This is a genomic window from Tabrizicola sp. (genome assembly GCF_041911175.1).
Taxonomy (GTDB): Bacteria; Pseudomonadota; Alphaproteobacteria; order Rhodobacterales; family Rhodobacteraceae; genus Tabrizicola.
In genome coordinates, this window is sequence record NZ_JAYRPN010000081.1 from 17,533 (window position 1) to 31,334 (window position 13,802).

A 13,802-nucleotide genomic window follows, 5' to 3' on the forward strand; every position below is an offset into this window, starting at 1 on the left:
ATGTCTCGTCCGCAGGTCTGGCTTGACGGAACCCCGGTTCCGTCAAGCCGACCCATGCACTTCGAGGAAATCCCGCGAGGACGGCCTCACCCAAGGCTTCCGGGCAAGGCCAGAAACTCCCAGATCACCGCTTCGGCCCGGCTCGGATGGCCTTTCAGTCGGACGCCGCGCACGGACAACGGACAGGACGGCAGGGCATCGCCAAGTTCGGAGAGGCGTCCAGACTCAAGGTCTCGCCGCGCGAGACTTTCGGGGACCCATGCGACCGCGACACCTGCGGCGGCCATTTCCAGCGCTGCGTTCGTCAACGCTGTTTCCGCCTTGGGTACTGCAGCCCGTCCCGGCCCGAGTTGCGGCAGGATCTGCTTCACCATTACGGACCCGAGAAAGACTTCCGTGGGATAGGCAATATAGGGAATATCACCGGGCAGGTCGTCGGACAGGCGCGGCAGTGCAAGACCAGTGCGCAGGACCGGGACAAGCCGGTCAGTGCCGACATCGACGCTTTCCAGGAATTCGCCGGACACCTGTTCGTCCGCGTCGAGCGTGGCGTACAGGATCGCCAGATCGGCCTGCCGTGACAGCAGAAGCCCAAAACACTCATCAAGGTTGGCCGACCGCAACCGGACATGAATGTCTTCCCCCCGGGACTGGATGGCCTGGACGATCCGGGGAGCGAACGAGGTTGTCAGCGAATGCTGACTGGCAATGACGATCCGGTTCGAGGCAACGCGGTCGCCCCGGCGAAGGTCCGCAATCAGTTGGCGGAGCGCGGCGGAAATCTGTTCGATCTGTGTGCCCTGCGCGAGGACGGTCGGTCGCAACTGCACTGGCTTGCGGCTGCGATCGAAAAGCTCGACGCCGACGTGATCCTCGATCTGCCGGATTCGCCGGGAAAAGGCGGATTGCGACAGGTTGCGCCGTTCGGCCGCGCTGCTGAACGACCCCGTCTGCGCAATCGCAAGTATATCTTCCAGCCACTCGAGTCGCATCGCATGTCCTAACATGCAAGATTTGCAAGATATTCGGAATTCTTCGCATTTGCAATTGCGTCATTCCTGGACAACTCTTGGCTTCTGCAAGTTAAGACAAGGACGCATCCCATGCATCTCGCCCGGTTTCCCCGCGTCTTCCTGGCGCATCTGCCCACCCCGCTGGAGCGGCTGGACCGGCTGTCGAAGGAACTGGGCGGGCCGGATATCTGGATCAAGCGCGACGATTGCACCGGGCTGTCGACGGGCGGCAACAAGACCCGGAAGCTGGAATTCCTGATGGCCGAGGCGCTGGCACAGGGTGCGGATACGGTGATCACGCAGGGCGCCACGCAATCGAACCACGCGCGGCAGACGGCGGCCTTCGCGGCCAAGCTGGGCCTTGCCTGCCACATCCTGCTGGAGGACCGGACCGGATCGAACGACGCGAACTACAACAGCAACGGCAATGTGCTTCTGGACCATCTGCACGGAGCCACCACCTCGCGCCGGGCGGGGGGCGTGGACATGGCGGCAGAGATGGAGGTGCTGGCCGAAGCGCTGCGGGGCGAGGGGCGCAAGCCCTACGTCATCCCCGGTGGCGGGTCCAACCCGACCGGGGCGCTGGGCTATGTGAACTGCGCGTTCGAGCTTTTGGGCCAGGCCAACGACCAGGGGCTTCTGATCGACCATATCGTCACGGCGACAGGCAGCGCGGGGACGCAGGCCGGGCTGATCACTGGGCTGAAGGCGCTGAATGCGGGCATCCCGCTGTTGGGGATCGGGGTGCGCGCCCCGAAGGAGAAGCAGGAGGAGAACGTCTTCACGCTGGCCGAGCGGACGGCGGAAAAGCTGGGCTGTCCCGGCGTGGTGGCCCGGGCCGACGTGGTGGCGGATTCCTCCTATGTCGGCGCAGGCTACGGTATCCCGCGCGCCGACACGCTGGAGGCGATCCGCATGTTCGCCCAGCTGGAGGGCATCCTTCTGGACCCGGTCTATTCCGGCAAGGGTGCCGCGGGGCTGATCGACTATGTCCGGAAGGGTCGGTTCAAGAAGGGACAGCGCGTGGTCTTCCTGCATACCGGGGGTGCGGCGGGGTTGTTCGGCTATGACGCGGTCTTCGCCGAAGGGCGCAAGGCGCTGGAGGTCTGACGAAGGGTTGAGCCGGCAGATGAGACGGGTGGGGATATTGGGCGGCATGGGGCCGCAGGCGACCATCCTTCTGATGCAGAAGGTGCTGGCGGCTGTTCCGGCGCAGGACGATGCCGGTCACATCCCGCTGATCGTCGACCAGAACCCGCAAGTGCCCTCGCGCATCCGGCGCCTGATCGAGGGGGTGGGCGAGGACCCCGGCCCGGTGCTGGCCGACATGGCTCGGCGGCTGGTGGCAGGCGGGGCCGAGGCGCTGGCGATGCCCTGCAACACCGCGCATCACTATGCGCCGGTGATCCGGGCGGCGGTCGACGTACCCTTCATCGACATGGTCGCGCTTTCGGTGCAGCGGGCAGTCGGGCTGGCAGAAGGGGGCCAGGTGGGCATCCTCGCCTCGCCCGCAGTGCGCAGGATCGGGCTCTTCGACGCGGCCTTTGCCGGGACCGGCATAAGGCCCGTCTACCCCGAGGACGAAGCGGCGCTGCTGGCGGCGATCCGGCAGATCAAGGCCGGTGGCCCGGCACCCGAGGTGGCACAAGTCCTGCGCGCCGCGTCAGACTGGCTCTTGCGGCGCGGGGCGACTGTGCAGATGATCGCCTGCACCGAGTTCTCGCTGCTTGCCGGGGCTACGGCAGGGGGGGTGACGGCTTTCGATACGCTGGACGTGCTGGTCGGGGCGATCCGGGATTTCGCCATCGGCTGACCTGAGGGACCAACTAGAAACGTGACATCAGAGGAGACGACCATGACCCTGAAACTGAAACACTTCCTGCTTGGCGCGGCGGCATCGGCGATCCTGGCCGGGCAGGCCCTGGCCGAGAAGATCATCATCGGCCATTTCGGCAACCCGACACCGATGCAGCTTCTGTCCACCACGGACGAGCTGGCCAAGGCGACGGGATGGGAGGTCGAGTGGCGCAAGTTCGACGCCGGGACCGACGTGATCGCCGCGATGGCCTCGGGCGACGTGGTGCTGTCGGAACTGGGGTCGTCGCCGATTGCCATCGGCACAAGCTCGGGCCTGGATATCCAGCTGATCGCCTATTCCGACGTGATCGGGAAGGCCGAGTCGCTGATCGCACGGAACGAGTCCGGCATCACCAGCGTAGCGGACCTGAAGGGCAAGACGGTGGGGGTGCCGATTGGCTCGACTGCGCATTACTCGCTGATGGGGGCCCTGCAACATGAAGGCCTGAGCGAGACGGACGTGAACATCGTCGGCATGAAGCCCGACGACATCGCGGCGGCCTGGGGGCAGGGCACCATCGACGCCGCCTGGGTCTGGCAACCGGTGCAGGCCGAGATCCTGAAGACCGGGACGCTGGTGATGGGCGCGGACCAGACGGCGGAATGGGGCTTTCCGACCTATGACGGCTGGGTGGTGAACAAGTCCTATGCCGAGGCGAACCCCGACAAGATCGTCGCCTTCCTGAAGGCGGTCGACAAGGTCAACGGCATGTATCTGGCCGACAAGGCCGCCTGGACCGCCGACAGCGCCGAGGTGAAGGCGCTGGCAGCGGCAACGGGTGCGGACCCGGCGCAGGTGCCGGGCATCCTGGAGGGCTTCACCTTCCTGCCGATCGCCGACCAGACCGGCGAGGCCTGGCTGGCCACTGCCGCGCCGAAGATCAAGACCACGGCGGACTTCCTGGTCAAGGCGGGCCGGATCGACGCGGCGCTGGACGACTATTCCGGCTTCGTGAACCCGACCTACGCCGCTGCAGCCGCCGCGCAGTAAGCCCTTGCCGCCCGGGCCTGTCGGGTCCGGGCGGTTTTCCCTGCCGGAAGGAGCGGCCTTGAGCCTGAACATCGATCATGTCTCGGTCGTCTACCCCGCCGCTGACGGGCGACCGCCGGTCTCGGCTCTCAGCGACATCAACCTTGCCGTTGCCGAGGGCGAGTTCGTGGTGGCGCTCGGGGCCTCGGGTTGCGGGAAATCCACGCTTCTGAACCTGATCGCGGGCTTCCTGTCGCCAAGTTCCGGCAGCCTGACGCTGGACGGCCAGACCGTGTTGGGGCCGGGCGCCGACCGGGCGGTGGTGTTCCAGAAACACGCCCTGCTGCCCTGGCTGAACGTGATCGACAACGTGGCCTTCGGGTTGCAGATTCAAGGGGTTGCGAAACAGGACCGCTACCGGACCGCGAACGAATTCATCGGGCTTCTGGGCCTGGACGGGTTCCAGGGCTCGCCGGTCTACAAGCTGTCGGGGGGGATGCAGCAACGGGTGGGGATCGCCCGCGCCCTGACCTGCGACCCGAAGATCCTGCTGATGGACGAACCGCTTGGCGCGCTGGACGCGCTGACCCGCGAAAAGGCGCAGGAGCTGATCCTGAAGATCTGGGGCGAGACCGGGAAATCGGTGTTCTTCATCACCCACAGCGTCGAGGAGGCGCTGTTCATGGGCACCAAGCTGATCGTGATGTCGCCCCGGCCGGGCCGGATCACCCATGTCTTCGATCTGCCGTTCTCACGCCAGTTCCAGTCCGGTGCGCCCGCCCGCCAGGTCAAGGCCGCACCCGAGTTCATCGCGCTGCGCGAGAGGGTCCTGAACATCATCTTCGCCGACGAGGAGGCCGTCGAATGACCGCTTTGCCGCCGAAACCTGCGGGCCTTTGGGCGCGTCTGGCCCGTGCCCGTCCGACGAAGCCGGGCGAGATCTATGGCGTGCCAGGGCAGGGGAACACGTTCTGGCTGTCGGTCGCCTCGGTCCTGGCGATGCTTTTCGTCTGGTGGCTGGTCACCAAGCTGGGGCTGGTGAAGCCCCTGTTCGTGCCCTCGCCAGAGCTGGTGCTGGCGAAGTTCGGCCAGATCTGGCGCGAGGGGTTCACGAACACCTCGTTCATCGAGCACATCCTGATCTCGACCGCGCGGGTCTTCGGGGCCTTCCTCCTCGCCTGCGTGATCGGCCTGCCGCTTGGGCTGGCGATGGGGATGAGCCCGTTGATCCGCGGCATCTTCGACCCGCCGATCGAGTTCTACCGCCCGATCCCGCCGCTTGCCTACCTGCCCCTGATGATCATCTGGTTCGGCATCGGCGAGACGTCGAAAGTGCTGCTGATCTTCCTGTCGGTCTTCGCACCCATCGTGCTTGGCGCGCGGTCGGGGGTGAAATCGGCGGCCATCGAGCAGATCCACGCCGCCTATTCCTTCGGCGCGACGCGCTGGCAGGTGATGCGGCATGTGATCCTGCCCTCGGCCATGCCGGAAATCCTGACGGCGATGCGGGTGGGGATCGGCTTCGGCTGGACCACGCTGGTCGCCGCCGAGATGGTCGCCGCCACCAAGGGTCTGGGCTACATGGTGCTGTCGGCCAGCCAGTTCCTGCAGACCTCGGTGGTGATCATGGGGATCTTCGTGATCGCCACCATCGCCTTCGCCTTCGACCTGTTGATGCGCTTCCTGGAACGCCGACTGGTGCCCTGGAAGGGCCGGATGTAGAGCCGATGATCTATCTGAAGCAAGCCACAGCCACCGCCGAGACCGACCACCAGGACGTGCGCGATCTGGTGGCGGTGATGCTGGCGCGGATCGCGCTGGGGGGCGAAGAGGCGGTGCGGGACTATTCGCGCATCTTCGACAAGTGGGAGGGCGCGCTGATCGTCGACCGCGCGGCGCTGGACGCGGCGGCGGCGCAGGTGCCCGACCGGCTGAAGGCGGACATCCGCTTCGCCCATGCCAACATCCGCCGCTTCGCCGAGGCGCAGAAGGCCACCCTGTCGGACTGCGCGGTGGAAATCCTGCCGGGGTTGATTGCGGGGCAGAAGCAGATCCCGGTGTCGGCGGCGGGCTGCTATGTGCCGGGCGGGCGCTACAGCCATGTCGCCAGCGCGATCATGACGATCACCACGGCCAAGGTCGCGGGTGTGCCGCATATCGCCGCCTGCTCGCCGCCCCGGCCCGGCATCGGCATTCCGCCGGCGATCCTTTACGCGATGGACCTGTGCGGCGCGGATGTGATCCTGAACCTTGGCGGGGTGCAGGGCGTGGCGGCGATGGCGCATGGCCTGTTCGGCCTGCCCAAGGCGGATATCCTGGTGGGTCCGGGCAACCAGTATGTCGCGGAAGCCAAGCGGATGCTGTTCGGCCAGGTCGGGATCGACATGTTCGCCGGACCGACCGACAGCATGATCCTGGCTGACGCCAGCGCCGATGCCGAGATGGTGGCCGCCGATCTCGTCGGCCAGGCCGAGCATGGTTACAACTCTCCGGTCTGGCTGGTGACCACGGACGAGGCGCTGGCCCGGCGGGTGATGCGGCTGGTGCCGGACCTGATCGAGACCCTGCCCGAGGTGAACCGCGAAAGCGCGCGGGCGGCCTGGGACAACATGGCGGAGGTCATCCTCTGCGCCAGCCGCGAAGAGATGGCGCGGGTGGCCGACCGCTATGCGCCCGAGCATCTGCATGTCCAGGCCCGCGACCTCGACTGGTGGCTGGAGCGGCTGACGGCCTATGGCTCCTTGTTCCTGGGGGAAGAGACGACGGTGGCCTTCGGCGACAAGACCTCGGGGCCGAACCATGTGCTGCCCACCTCGGGCGCGGCGCGGTATACCGGCGGGCTCTCGGTCCACAAGTTCATGAAGACCGTCACCTGGCAGCGCGCCACCCGTGAGGCCGCGCGCCCGCTGGCAGAGGCGACGGCGCGCATCTCGCGGCTGGAGGGGATGGAGGGGCATGCGCGATCTGCCGACATCCGCCTGACGAAGTTTTTCCCGGGCGAAAGCTTCGATCTGAATACGCCGTAGATGGCTGCCGATAGTGCCGACCAAGGCACTTCGTTTTCGGCGGTGCAGGGCAGATTGCCAGCCCAGGGGGATGCTCAAACGCTCCCCCTGCCGCGATTTCATCACGGGCGCTGCGTTCCTGCACAAGATCCGTCACCAGAACAGGCATAGTGGACCCGGTTCGACCTGGTGGGGGCGGGCGATATCCGTGCTGGCACACGCGCCGCGTGGTGCGGGCTTGCCGCGTCCCGACCCGAAGCCGGGTTGACCTTGCGTCGGGGCCACACAAACGAGAGAAGCCTGGTCGGCGCAGGCCCGTAGATGATCAAGCGCCGATCTCAGGACGGGCGGGGCGGCGAAAGGGGCCGGGGAGCGAAGTGCCGGGACGGCTGGCGACCTCATCTCGGACCGGACTGCCTGTCCGCCAATCGTGTAGCCAGATCGGAAACGCGGGCTGCATTTGAAGCGGCGATGCTGCCGTCGGCCATGTAGAGATTGTTTTCGAAGCCGATCCGCACTTTGCCACCCTCGCGCCTCGCCGCCAGAAGGCAGTTGGTTTCGTCGGGGCCAAAGGCGCAAACCGCCCAGTCGGCCTGCAGACCGAGCGCCCGCTGCCGGGCCAGCGGCGCGGCCAGGTCGGACGGTGAGGATGTCTGCCCTGCCGCGTAGCGCCCGAGGACGTGAAGCACCTGCAACGGCCCGCCCGGCACTGTCCCGTCCGCGACCAGTGCGGCCAGATTGTCAACGTCATGGGCCGAATAGAGAATGTGCTGCACCGCCGTGCCCGCGGCGGCGCAGTCATGGAAGAACCTGCGCGTCAGCCTGGAATCGGGCTCGACGGTGATCTCGCGAAGCGCCACCGAAACCAGGGCGGGCCGCAGCCGTTCCACCAGTGCGCGTTGTTCCGCCGGGGAATACCGACCCACGGCTTCAGTGGTGATCTGAACCGCCATGCCAGGCACGGCGCGCGCAAGTTCCGCCATCAGCTCGGCGTAGAGGCCCGCATCCAGCACATGCTGCCCCTCGGCGTCGCGGACATGGGCATGGATTCCGTCGGCGCCCACCGCAAAGCAATCGGCGGCGCAGGCCACGATTTCGGGGATGGTGACCGGCAGGGCAGGATGATCCGCCTTGCCCCGCCTTGCCCCATTCGGCGCAACCATGATCGTCGGCAGAAGGGGTGTCGTCATGCGCCGAGCGTCCCGCGGATCGCGGTTGCGAGCTTGCCGACCAGTTCGTCGATCTGTGCATCCTCGATGATGAAGGGCGGTGCGAGCAGAACATGGTCGCCGCGGTGCCCGTCGATGGTTCCGCCCATCGGATAGCAGATCAGACCTGCCTCGAACGCGCGTTTCTTCACCTCCGCATGAAGCTTGCGCGCTGGATCGAAGGGGGCCTTCGTCTCTCGGTCGGCCACCAGTTCGATACCTCGGAACAAGCCCCGCCCCCGAATGTCACCGATATGGGGATGCTGACCGAGTTCGGCACGCAGGGCGGCGTCGAGTTTTGCGCCTTGTTCAAGCACCCGCGCTAGAAGCCCGCGTCCGAGAATGGCGTCAAGAACTGCACCGGCAGCCGCAGCCGCCATCGGATGGCCCATGTAGGTGTGGCCATGCTGGAAGAAGCCCGACCCTTCGGCGATGGCCGTGTATATCTGCCTTGAGGCCAAAAGTGCCCCGATCGGCTGATAGCCCGCGCCCAAACCCTTGGCGATGGTGATCATGTCAGGGACAACCCCGTCTTCAGCGCAGGCAAACAGGTGCCCGGTCCGTCCCATGCCGCACATCACCTCGTCGAGGATCAAGAGCACCCCGTAGCGGTCACAGATCTCGCGGATGCGTTTCAGATAGCCGGGAACCGCCGGCACAGCGCCAGAGGTTGCCCCCACGACCGGCTCGGCGATGAAGGCCATCACCGTTTCCGGGCCAAGGCGCAGGATCTCGGCCTCCAGCTCGTCGGCGACACGCAGGCCATAGGCTTCCCGGCTCTCGCCCACATGTCTGTCGCGGTATTCGTAGCAGGGCGCGATATGCGAGGTCTCGAAGAGCAGCGGTGCGAACTGCGCCCGGCGCCATTCGTTGCCGCCCGCTGCCAGTGCGCCCAGCGTGTTGCCGTGGTAACTCTGCCGTCGGGCGATGATGCGGTGACGTTCCGGCTGGCCTGTCTCAATGAAGTACTGCCGGGCCAGCTTGATCGCTGCCTCGACCGCCTCGGACCCGCCCGAAACCAGATAGACCCGTTCGATTCCCGCAGGGGCATGGGTGACCAGCTGGTCCGCCAGTGATTCGGCGGGCTCGGCCGTGAAGAAGCCGGTATGGGCGAAGGCCAGTCGGTCGATCTGGGCATGCAGCGCCGCCCTGACATCGGGATCGGAATGCCCGAGGCAGGACACCGCCGCCCCGCCGGAACCATCAAGGTAACGTTTCCCATCGCTGTCAATGAGATAGCAGCCATCGCCGGATGCAGCGACGGGCAGAACCCCCCGCGTCGAACGTCCGAAGATATGACCGGTCATGGCGAGACATTCCTTTCCACAGGGCGTGTAGCGCAAAATGAATTGCATTTGTGGTAAGTTTAAGCAAATACTTTTGCGTCAACCGTGCCGGTTTTGCGTCCGGCCCGCAACCACAGGGAGACCCCAGCAATGAAGCGACTATTCTCACTGGCTGCCGCCTTTGCCATCGGAATCGGCGCCGCCCAGGCCGATGATCTGATCGTGGCGACCGACACCGCCTTCGTGCCGTTCGAATTCAAGGAGGGCGACAAATATGTCGGCTTCGACATCGACCTCTGGGACGCCATCGCCCAGGAGATCGGCGTCACCTATGAGCTGCGGCCGATGGATTTCGCCGGTATCATCCCTGCGCTGCAGACCGGGCAGGTCGACGTGGCGCTGGCCGGGATCACCATCAAGCCGGAGCGCCAGGAAGTCATCGACTTCTCGGATGGCTACTACGACAGCGGCCTTCTCTTGATGGTTCCCGCCGACAGCAAGATCACGAGTTCGGCCGATCTGGCGGGCAAGACACTTGCCGTGAAGACCGGCACGTCGTCTTCGGACTATGCTGAAGAGAATTTCAAGGAAACCGAACTGCGCAAGTTCCCCAACATCGACAACGCCTACCTGGAGCTGCGCACAGGCGGCGTCGACGCGGCGATGCACGACACGCCCAACGTGCTTTACTACATCGCCACTGCGGGCGACGGCGCGGTCAAGACCGTGGGCGAGCAGATGATGGCGCACCAGTACGGCATCGGCTTTCCCAAGGGCAGCGAGCTGACCCCGAAGGTCAATGAGGCGCTGGCCAAGCTGAAGGCCGACGGTCGCTATGATGCGATCTACGAGAAGTGGTTCGGAGCCAAACCTGCCAACTGACACCCTGCACCTGACGGGGCAGCTCTTGGCTGTCCCGTCCGTCTCTTCCCTGTCCTGTATCATGGAGGGCTTCGCTTGGAAGTCGACTGGTCCGTGCTTCCGGGCTTTCTGCCGCAGCTTGCAGCGGGAGCCCGTGTCACCATTCTCATCGCATTCGCCGGTCTGGTCGGAGGGACCATCCTCGGCCTGATCGCCGGGCTGATGCGCGCCTATGGCGGGCGGGTGCTGAATGCCATCGCTTTCGTTTACATCGAGCTGATCCGCGGTACGCCCATCGTGGTGCAGGTGATGTTCCTCTACTTCGCCCTGCCGGTCCTGTTGGGCATCCGCATGGATCCGATGACGGCGGCGATCCTGTCCATCGTGGTCAATGCGGGCGCCTATATCGCCGAAATCGTGCGCGGCGCTTTCCTGTCGATCCCCCGCGGGTTGACCGAGGCGGGGCTGGCAATGGGCTTGCCGCAATGGAAGGTGCTGGCCCATATCGTCGGGCCACTGGCCTTCCGCAGGCTGATTCCGCCGCTTGGCAATCAATTCATCGTCTCGCTCAAGGACACGTCGCTCTTCATCGTGATCGGCGTGGGAGAGCTGACCCGGACGGGGCAGGAGATCATGGCCTCGAACTTCCGTGCGGTCGAAATCTGGACGGCAGTGGCTGTGCTCTACCTGATGATGACCGGCACGCTGACCTTCATCCTGCGGGTGATGGAAAAACGCATGAGGATCCTGTGAGCATCATCGAATTCCACAAGACCTCGAAGCATTTCGGCGATCTGAAAGTGCTGGACGAGGTGGATCTGGCCATCGAAGAGGGCGAGGTCGTCGTGCTGATCGGTCCTTCGGGCTCGGGCAAGTCCACGCTTCTGCGCTGCATCAACGGGCTTGAGCAGATCACCGGCGGCGATCTGATTGTCGATGGAATCTCGGTGCGGGCGGGAGGACGCAAGCTGCGCCAGATCCGGCAAGAAGCCGGGATGGTCTTCCAGCAGTTCAACCTGTTCCCGCAGATGACCGCCCTGCAGAACGTGGCCTTCGGTCCGCGCAAGGTGCGTGACCTGTCGCGCGCCGAGGCCGAGGCCCAGGCGCTGGCGCTGCTGGAGAAGGTCGGGCTGAAGGAACGTGCCCATCATGTGCCCTCGGCGCTGTCGGGTGGCCAGCAACAGCGCGTCGCCATTGCCCGCGCGCTGGCGATCCGCCCCAAGGTCATGCTGTTCGACGAGCCGACCTCGGCGCTCGACCCCGAACTGAAGCAGGAGGTGCTGAACGTCATGCGCGCGCTGGCACAGGAGGGGATGACCATGGTCGTCGTTACGCACGAGATGTCTTTCGCCCGCCAGGTCGGCTCGCGGCTGATCTTCATGGAACACGGCAAGATCTCGGTCGATGGCCACCCGGCCGAGGTGATCGCCAACCCGCCGAGTGACCGTCTGAAGGACTTTCTGCAACATGTCGAATGAGACCGTCACCCGTGGTCTGGGCTGGCTGAGGCTGTCGGGCGGCCCGCGCGATCTTGGCCTTGCCCTTGGTCGGGCCGGGCGCGCGGCGGTTGCGCAGAATCTGCTGGTGCATCCTCTGTGGCAAACGGTGAATGCGCCTGCCCAGGCCGCCAGAGTGGCCCGTATGGCCGAGACCACGCGGGCCCGCTTCCCGTGGATCTGGACAGAGATCGAGGGGTTGGCCGAAGGACTTGGCCTGCCGATCTGGCAGGTCTTCGCCTGGAACTGCCGCGGCGACCTGTTGGCCTCGGTGCCCGACGGCTGCACCACCGTCATGCTGCCCGGGCCCGAGCCCATGCTTGCGCATAATGAGGACGGGCTGCCCTTCTTCCGCGACACCTGTTTCATCGCAGAGGCACAACCCGAAGGGCGCCCCGGTTTCCACGCCTTCTGCTATCCCGGCTCGATTCCCGGCCATACCTTCGCCTTCACCGGTGCCGGGCTGGTGCAGGCCGTGAACAACCTGCGCCTGGTCGGGGTGGAGCCGGGCATCCCGCGCATGGTGCTGGGCCGGGCGCTTCTGGCCACCGGTAGCCTCGCCGCCGCGTTGGAGCTGTTGCGTGACGCGCCCTCGGGCGGGTTTCATTTCGCGCTGATGCAGCGGGGAGATCCGCGCATGATTTCGGTCGAATTCGGCGGCGGCGGGTATTCAGTGAAGGAGATCGACGCAGCTGCGGTTCACGCCAATCATGCCTTGCATCTGAGGGGAGCGCTGACGGCGCAGACCATCACCGACTCGTCGCGCGACCGCCAGGCCCGGGGTGAGGCGCTGGTTGCTGCCGGACACGAGCCACTCGCGATTTTGCGCGATACCGGCGGTTCCGGGCTTCCCATCCGACGCGCCGCAACGGATGATCCCGATGAAGAGAACACGCTTGGCACGGCGATGATGCGTCTTTCCGGCCAGCGCCTTGACTGGAGCATTCATGACGGCGCCGATGGACCCGCCCGCTACAGCGGAACCGCCTGACAACCTGCATGACCTGCGCGCCTTTGCCCTGATGATCGCCCGGGGCGACGCGGGCGTCTCGCTGGGCGCCAAGGCCCGCGCCGCCCTGTCGCGTATCCTCGACATGGTGGGCGATCCGGCGCTTTTGTCGATCACCAGCCTCGCCGAGAAGCTGGAGGTCAATCCCTCGACCCTGACGCGGCTGGCGACTTCGCTTGGCTATTCGGGCTTTCCCGCCCTTCAGCATGTCCTGCTTTCAGCTTCTCTCAACGTGCCTGGCGAGTTCTATTCGCTCCAGGCACGCGCGGCGCTGGAGGGGGGTAGCTCCACTCATGCCCGGGCGGCGCAGCTCTGCCGCGAGAACCAGGCCAATATCGACCGTTTCGTCGAAGGCTTCGACGAGATCAGGTTCGAGGCCATCGCCGCCACCATCATGGCCGCGCCAAGGGTGGTCGTCCACGGCATCCGTCAGTTCCATTCGGTGGCCGGTTTCCTGGTCTATGGGCTGCGGATGATCCGCTCGGATGTGGCACTGCTGGATGCCAATGGCCTGGGTATCGCTGAGGGGCTGGCGCTCATGGGCGAGGGGGACCTGCTGATCTCGACAAGTTGCGCCCCCTATTCCGCGCAGGTGGTCGAGGTCGCAGCCGAGGCCCGGCGCATGGGCATCGACACGATCGCCATCACTGACTACGTCGATTCCCCGCTGGCGCGAAACTCTCGCGCTGCCTTGCTTGTCAGCCACAAGACCAGCTTTCTGTCGAACAGCATCGGCGCCTTCATCGTCGCGGTGGAATGCCTGATCAACGCCTGCGCCGCCGCGAGCCCGGAAACTTCGCGCAAGGCCCTGCGTGAACGCGACCGAATGATCGAACGACTGGGCATCGAGATCGGATAACTCCGATGCGCAGGGTCGCGGGCGGACCGAGGTCGTCACCTGAGGGCGGCCCTACAGCGCCTTTTCTGCGGCAAGCGGTTGCTGCGACCGTGGTGACGCAGGTCTGGCGCGCGGCCAGAAGGGCAGCTTGCCTCTCCGGGATGGTCCCGCGGGCCGGCGTGTCGTCCAGAGCCATCGGCCGCACATTCCGGGCCCGCGCGAGACAGCGCCGGATCGACCCTGCACGGCAAGGTTCGCC

General features: G+C 65.7%; 14 protein-coding genes. 11 read left to right on the forward strand and 3 right to left on the reverse strand.

Features of this window, described 5'->3' with window-relative positions; translation table 11 throughout:
• Positions 1-86 precede the first annotated feature (86 nt).
• The gene (locus ACE3P6_RS11145) at positions 87-992 is read right to left on the reverse strand and encodes a LysR family transcriptional regulator (RefSeq protein WP_374394894.1); all 906 of its coding nucleotides are present in this window, start codon (positions 990-992) and stop codon (positions 87-89) included.
• A gap of 111 nt (positions 993-1,103) precedes the next feature.
• Here ACE3P6_RS11145 and ACE3P6_RS11150 point away from each other — a divergent pair, with 111 nt between their 5' ends.
• From ACE3P6_RS11150 to hisD, 6 genes are read left to right on the forward strand one after another with little or no spacing between them, the layout of a single operon-like run.
• On the forward strand, positions 1,104-2,123 hold the full coding sequence (locus ACE3P6_RS11150) for a D-cysteine desulfhydrase (RefSeq protein ID WP_374394896.1): 1,020 nt from the start codon (positions 1,104-1,106) through the stop codon (positions 2,121-2,123).
• 19 nt (positions 2,124-2,142) lie between these two features.
• The gene (locus ACE3P6_RS11155) at positions 2,143-2,826 is read left to right on the forward strand and encodes an aspartate/glutamate racemase family protein (protein WP_374394898.1); all 684 of its coding nucleotides are present in this window, start codon (positions 2,143-2,145) and stop codon (positions 2,824-2,826) included.
• A gap of 42 nt (positions 2,827-2,868) precedes the next feature.
• A complete protein-coding gene (locus tag ACE3P6_RS11160) occupies positions 2,869-3,861 on the forward strand; it encodes an ABC transporter substrate-binding protein (RefSeq protein ID WP_374394900.1) in 993 nt (330 codons plus the stop codon).
• Positions 3,862-3,919: 58 nt separating this feature from the next.
• Entirely contained in the window at positions 3,920-4,708 is a 789-nt protein-coding gene (locus ACE3P6_RS11165) for a taurine ABC transporter ATP-binding protein (RefSeq protein WP_374394902.1), read from the forward strand.
• Entirely contained in the window at positions 4,705-5,562 is an 858-nt protein-coding gene (locus ACE3P6_RS11170; protein WP_374394904.1) for an ABC transporter permease subunit, read from the forward strand. The genes ACE3P6_RS11165 and ACE3P6_RS11170 overlap by 4 nt, the downstream gene beginning before the upstream one ends.
• 5 nt (positions 5,563-5,567) lie before the next feature.
• A complete protein-coding gene (gene hisD / locus ACE3P6_RS11175; protein ID WP_374394906.1) occupies positions 5,568-6,866 on the forward strand; it encodes a histidinol dehydrogenase in 1,299 nt (432 codons plus the stop codon).
• Positions 6,867-7,243: 377 nt separating this feature from the next.
• Here the strand turns inward: hisD and ACE3P6_RS11180 are convergent, their stop codons facing one another.
• Both ACE3P6_RS11180 and ACE3P6_RS11185 read right to left on the reverse strand, forming a co-directional pair.
• Positions 7,244-8,035 carry a 3-keto-5-aminohexanoate cleavage protein gene (locus ACE3P6_RS11180; RefSeq protein WP_374394908.1) on the reverse strand — a complete coding sequence of 264 codons (792 nt, stop codon included), beginning with the start codon at positions 8,033-8,035 and terminating at the stop codon, positions 7,244-7,246.
• Positions 8,032-9,360, reverse strand: coding sequence for an aspartate aminotransferase family protein (locus ACE3P6_RS11185; RefSeq protein ID WP_374394910.1), 1,329 nt, complete (start codon positions 9,358-9,360; stop codon positions 8,032-8,034). The genes ACE3P6_RS11180 and ACE3P6_RS11185 overlap by 4 nt, the downstream gene beginning before the upstream one ends.
• 129 nt (positions 9,361-9,489) lie before the next feature.
• On the opposite strand from ACE3P6_RS11185, the gene glnH reads away from it, so the two are divergent.
• From glnH to ACE3P6_RS11210, 5 genes are all read left to right on the forward strand, one after another.
• The gene (glnH, locus tag ACE3P6_RS11190; protein ID WP_374394912.1) at positions 9,490-10,221 is read left to right on the forward strand and encodes a glutamine ABC transporter substrate-binding protein GlnH; all 732 of its coding nucleotides are present in this window, start codon (positions 9,490-9,492) and stop codon (positions 10,219-10,221) included.
• A 75-nt stretch (positions 10,222-10,296) separates the two neighbouring features.
• Complete coding sequence (glnP, locus tag ACE3P6_RS11195; protein ID WP_374394914.1) at positions 10,297-10,953, forward strand: glutamine ABC transporter permease GlnP; 657 nt, start codon at positions 10,297-10,299, stop codon at positions 10,951-10,953.
• Positions 10,954-10,955: 2 nt separating this feature from the next.
• Positions 10,956-11,678: a glutamine ABC transporter ATP-binding protein GlnQ gene (gene glnQ, locus ACE3P6_RS11200; RefSeq protein WP_374395091.1), complete on the forward strand. Its 723-nt coding sequence runs from the start codon at positions 10,956-10,958 to the stop codon at positions 11,676-11,678.
• Positions 11,668-12,687, forward strand: coding sequence for a C45 family autoproteolytic acyltransferase/hydolase (locus ACE3P6_RS11205; protein ID WP_374394916.1), 1,020 nt, complete (start codon positions 11,668-11,670; stop codon positions 12,685-12,687). The genes glnQ and ACE3P6_RS11205 overlap by 11 nt, the downstream gene beginning before the upstream one ends.
• Complete coding sequence (locus ACE3P6_RS11210) at positions 12,644-13,564, forward strand: MurR/RpiR family transcriptional regulator (protein ID WP_374394918.1); 921 nt, start codon at positions 12,644-12,646, stop codon at positions 13,562-13,564. Before ACE3P6_RS11205 ends, ACE3P6_RS11210 begins: the two co-directional genes overlap by 44 nt.
• The last annotated feature ends 238 nt before the right edge of the window (positions 13,565-13,802 follow it).

Coding starts and splice junctions, on each gene's coding strand:
- ACE3P6_RS11145 (WP_374394894.1), bottom strand. CDS start 992: ATGCGACTCGAGTGGCTGGAAGATATACTTGCGATTGCGCAGACGGGG.
- ACE3P6_RS11150 (WP_374394896.1), top strand. CDS start 1,104: ATGCATCTCGCCCGGTTTCCCCGCGTCTTCCTGGCGCATCTGCCCACC.
- ACE3P6_RS11155 (WP_374394898.1), top strand. CDS start 2,143: ATGAGACGGGTGGGGATATTGGGCGGCATGGGGCCGCAGGCGACCATC.
- ACE3P6_RS11160 (WP_374394900.1), top strand. CDS start 2,869: ATGACCCTGAAACTGAAACACTTCCTGCTTGGCGCGGCGGCATCGGCG.
- ACE3P6_RS11170 (WP_374394904.1), top strand. CDS start 4,705: ATGACCGCTTTGCCGCCGAAACCTGCGGGCCTTTGGGCGCGTCTGGCC.
- hisD (WP_374394906.1), top strand. CDS start 5,568: ATGATCTATCTGAAGCAAGCCACAGCCACCGCCGAGACCGACCACCAG.
- ACE3P6_RS11180 (WP_374394908.1), bottom strand. CDS start 8,035: ATGACGACACCCCTTCTGCCGACGATCATGGTTGCGCCGAATGGGGCA.
- ACE3P6_RS11185 (WP_374394910.1), bottom strand. CDS start 9,360: ATGACCGGTCATATCTTCGGACGTTCGACGCGGGGGGTTCTGCCCGTC.
- glnH (WP_374394912.1), top strand. CDS start 9,490: ATGAAGCGACTATTCTCACTGGCTGCCGCCTTTGCCATCGGAATCGGC.
- ACE3P6_RS11205 (WP_374394916.1), top strand. CDS start 11,668: ATGTCGAATGAGACCGTCACCCGTGGTCTGGGCTGGCTGAGGCTGTCG.
- ACE3P6_RS11210 (WP_374394918.1), top strand. CDS start 12,644: ATGACGGCGCCGATGGACCCGCCCGCTACAGCGGAACCGCCTGACAAC.